Source organism: Actinoplanes sp. NPDC048791 (genome assembly GCF_040650095.1).
In the GTDB taxonomy this organism is placed as follows: Bacteria; Actinomycetota; Actinomycetes; order Mycobacteriales; family Micromonosporaceae; genus Actinoplanes.
In genome coordinates this window covers 1-3,779 of record NZ_JBEZGQ010000817.1, presented here as the reverse complement: position 1 = coordinate 3,779, position 3,779 = coordinate 1, and the positions used below count along the sequence as shown (strand labels likewise).

Annotated in this window: 4 protein-coding genes and 1 pseudogene; all 5 read left to right on the top strand. The window is 70.9% G+C overall.

What is annotated here, in order from left to right; translation table 11 throughout:
* Positions 1 to 340, top strand: a pseudogene (locus AB0C29_RS37690) (enterochelin esterase); the annotation flags it as partial.
* Between the two features lie 11 nt (positions 341 to 351).
* Positions 352 to 1,587, top strand: a complete 1,236-nt coding sequence (locus AB0C29_RS37685; RefSeq protein WP_360830904.1) for a hypothetical protein — start codon at positions 352 to 354, stop codon at positions 1,585 to 1,587.
* Positions 1,580 to 2,863: a cytochrome P450 gene (locus tag AB0C29_RS37680; protein ID WP_360830901.1), complete on the top strand. Its 1,284-nt coding sequence runs from the start codon at positions 1,580 to 1,582 to the stop codon at positions 2,861 to 2,863. Before AB0C29_RS37685 ends, AB0C29_RS37680 begins: the two co-directional genes overlap by 8 nt.
* A 10-nt stretch (positions 2,864 to 2,873) precedes the next feature.
* Positions 2,874 to 3,197 (top strand): metalloregulator ArsR/SmtB family transcription factor, encoded by a 324-nt coding sequence (locus AB0C29_RS37675; RefSeq protein ID WP_360554457.1) that lies wholly within the window; start codon positions 2,874 to 2,876, stop codon positions 3,195 to 3,197.
* Positions 3,194 to 3,676 carry an SRPBCC family protein gene (locus tag AB0C29_RS37670; RefSeq protein WP_360830898.1) on the top strand — a complete coding sequence of 161 codons (483 nt, stop codon included), beginning with the start codon at positions 3,194 to 3,196 and terminating at the stop codon, positions 3,674 to 3,676. Before AB0C29_RS37675 ends, AB0C29_RS37670 begins: the two co-directional genes overlap by 4 nt.
* Positions 3,677 to 3,779 lie beyond the last annotated feature (103 nt).

The following is a 3,779-nucleotide window of genomic DNA, read 5'->3' as shown; positions in this document are numbered from 1 at the left end:
CCGCCACCCGCAGCGCTTCGCCGGGCTGTTCCTGCAGTCCGGCAGCTTCTTCCAGCCCCGCTACGACCGGCAGGAGTCCGGCTTCCGGCGCTACCTGCGCATCGTCCGGTTCACCGGCCGGGTGCTGCGCGCCCCCTCGTTCGCCGGCCCGGTCCCCACGGTCATCACCTGTGGTGCGGTGGAGGAGAACCTGGCGAACAATCGCGACATGGCGGCGGCACTGGGCCGCCAGGACTACCCGGTCAGCTTCACCGAGGTCCCCGACGCGCACAACTGGACCGGCTGGCGCGACGCCCTCGACCCGCACCTGACCACGTTGCTGCAGACAGTGTTCCACTAAGGGGAGGCGCCATGGCCGACGTCGAGCACACCATCGGACTGCTGCTGGGCACCGAGGACGACTGGCCGCGGGCGTACGAGGCGTTGCTGCGCCGCGTCGGAGCGGTCACCGACGCGCAGGGCCGTACCCACCGCACCCGCAGCGTGCGGGTCACCATCGAGCCGTTCAACCTGCGCGACTCGCCGAAGCACGACCTGGTCATCGACCGGCTCGCCTACTGGTACTACCACCCGCGCGAGTGGCTCAAGAAGATCGCGCTGATGGACGACGTGTACCTGCTGAACAGCCCGTTCACCTTCCAGTCGATGGAGAAGCACGCCGCGTACTGCGCGATGCTGCGGCTCGGGCTCAAGGTGCCGGAGACCGTGCTGGTGCCGTTCAAGAACCCCCTGGACAACTCCCGGTACGCCTACACCTCGGCCCGCTACAACCAGTCGTTCGACCTGGAGGCGCTGGCCGAGTCGGTGGGCTACCCGATGTACATGAAGCCGTACGACGGCGGCGCCTGGGTCGGCGTCTCCAAGATCCGTAACGTGGCGGAGCTGCACGCGGCGTACGACGCCTCCGGCGAGCGGCTGATGCACCTGCAGGCGGCCGTCGAGGACTACGACGTCTTCGCCCGCTCGCTGACCATCGGCCCGGAGACCATGGTCATGAAGTTCCGGCCCGAGCTGCCCATGCACGAGCGCTACGCGGTGGACCACAACTTCCTCACCCCCGAGGTGGGCGACGAGGTCGTCACCATCTCCCGGCTGGTCAACGCGTTCTTCCGGTGGGAGTTCAACAGCTGCGAGTCGCTGGTCAAGGGCACCGAGGTGCACCCCATCGACTACGCCAACGCCTGCCCCGACGTGGCGGTGACCTCGCTGCACTACTACTTCCCGTGGGCGATGTCGGCGCTGCTGCGCTGGACGATCTACTGCGTCGTCACCGGGCGCAAGCCGCGGCTGGACACCGACACCGCCGAGTACTTCGCCATCGCCGACGACCCGTCGCTGGACTACGGGCAGAAGCTCGCCCGCTACCGCCGGCTCGCCGACGACTACTTCGAGACCGAGCGGTACGAGGAGTTCTGCGCCAAGCACCTGGGCCACGTCGACGAGATGGTCGCCGACTGGGTCGGCTCGGAGGAGTTCCGCTCCCTGCTGCGCGAGACGGTCCGGGCGATGTACCCGCCGCACGAGCACGAGCGCTTCCTCGGCCACTTCAACGGCCTCATCGACGCCTGGCTGCGTGACCATGGCTGAGCTACGCCGGGCCGTCGCGTTCGCCGCCGGGCTCTACGGCAGCCGGCTCGGTATCGCCTACCACGGCTACGTGCGGCGTGACCCGATGTCGCTGCTGCACCTGCGGCCCGGGCGCGAGGACCCGTACGCGATCTACCGCGGCATGCCCCGCTTCGGCCCCACCCGGATCGGCAACTGGGTGACCACCAGCCACGCGATCTGCGACGCCGTGCTGCGGGACCGGCGCTTCGGGATGCGCGCCGCCGACCTGATGGCCGCGCCGCAGGCCGCCGACGAGTTCGACATGTCGTTCCTCGACAAGAACCCGCCGGACCACACCCGGCTGCGGCGCCTGGCCCAGCCGGCGTTCAGCCCGAAACAGATGGCCGGCTACCGGCCGCTGGTCGAGAGCACGGTCGACGAGCTGCTCGACCGGGTCGGGCCGGGACGGGAGTTCGACCTGGTGTCCGCGTACGCGGCGCCGCTGCCGATCCAGGTCATCACCGCCCTGCTCGGCGTGCCGGACGTGGACGCGGACCGCTTCGCGCGCTACGGCACGGTCATCGCCAGTGCCCTGGACGGGGTCCACTCCCTGTCCCACGCGGCCCGCCTGCAGGCCGCGAACCGCGAGCTGCGCGAGCTGTTCGAGAGCCTGTTCGCGCTGCGCCGCCGGGAATCGGCCGACGACCTGGTCAGCCGGATCGTGGCCGCCGAGGGCGACAGGATCCAGCCGCACGAGATGGTCCCGATGTGCAACCTGCTGCTGGTGGCCGGCTTCGAGACCACGGTCAACCTGGTCGGCAACGCGGTCAACGCGCTGCTGGCCCACCCGGAGCAGTGGGCGGCCCTGTGCGCCGACCCGGCCGGGCTGGCCGGGCCCGCGGTGGAGGAGACGCTGCGCTACGACCCGCCCGTGCAGCGCACCGCCCGCTGCGCCCTGGAGGACGTCGACCTGGCCGGCCACCTGGTGCGGCGCGACCAGTACGTGGTCACGCTGATCGGTGCGGCCAACCGCGACCCGGAGGCCTTCCCGGATCCCGACACCTTCGACATCCGGCGTGAGCAGACCGCCGACCACCTGGCCTTCTCCAGCGGGATCCACTACTGCGTGGGACAGCCGCTGGCCCGGCTGGAGGCGGAGATCGCGCTGCGCCGCCTCGCCGAACGCCTGCCGGACCTGCACCGCACCGGACCGTTGCGGCGGCGCGTGTCCAGCATCGTCCGCGGCCCCATCCACTTCCCGGTCCGTAGTGGCGCCCGCACCCGCCCCTTGACGGGGGCCGTCGGTAAGTCGTAGCTTTCCGTTCGTGGCTACTTACCAAGCGGAGGACGGCTGGGACGCGTTGGGCGATCCCAGCAGGCGCGCCATCCTCGAGTGCTTGGCCGTACGGCCCCGGGCCGTCGGGGAGCTCGCCGACGAGCTGCCGATCAGCCGGCCGGCGGTCTCCCAGCACCTGAAGGTGCTCAAGGAAGCCGGGCTCGTCACCGATCGCGCGGCCGGCACCCGCCGGGTCTACCGGCTCAACCCGGCCGGCGTGGGTGCGCTGCGCGATCAGCTCGAGACGTTCTGGACCCGCGCGCTGGAGGGCTATCAGGACGTCGCCGACCAACCGACCGAGGAGACGTCATGACCGAGACAGCTGAGCAGGTGGTCCGCCGCCAGATCGTCGTGCAGGCACCCATCGAACGCGCGTTCACCCTGTTCACCGAACGCTTCGGCGACTTCAAGCCGAAGGAGCACAACCTGCTGGGGGCGCCGATCGTCGAGACCGTGTTCGAGGCCAAGCCCGGCGGGCACATCTACGACCGGGCCGCCGACGGCAGCGAGTGCCGCTGGGCCCGCGTGCTGGCCTGCGACCCGCCGGACCGGGTGGTCTTCAGCTGGGACATCAGCCCGCAGTGGCAGCTCGAGACCGACCCCGGGCACGCCAGCGAGGTGGAGGTCCGCTTCGTCGCCGAGACCCCGCAACGAACCCGCGTCGAGCTCGAGCACCGCCACCTCGACCGGCACGGCCCCGGCTGGGAGTCCGTCCGCGACGGCGTGGCGCACGACGAGGGCTGGCCGCTCTACCTGAACCGTTACGCCGCCCTGGTCGACCAGGCGGGTTAGCCCGGCACCCCGGCCGCCTTCAACGCGGCCAGCGCCTCGGCCGAGCGGACACCGGACTTGCAGTGCAGCACGATCTGCCGGTCCTGCGGGAAGCGCGCCAGCG

Excerpts from the sequence above, each read along its gene's own strand:
- AB0C29_RS37685 (WP_360830904.1), top strand. The coding sequence starts at position 352 with ATGGCCGACGTCGAGCACACCATCGGACTGCTGCTGGGCACCGAGGAC.
- AB0C29_RS37680 (WP_360830901.1), top strand. The coding sequence starts at position 1,580 with ATGGCTGAGCTACGCCGGGCCGTCGCGTTCGCCGCCGGGCTCTACGGC.
- AB0C29_RS37670 (WP_360830898.1), top strand. The coding sequence starts at position 3,194 with ATGACCGAGACAGCTGAGCAGGTGGTCCGCCGCCAGATCGTCGTGCAG.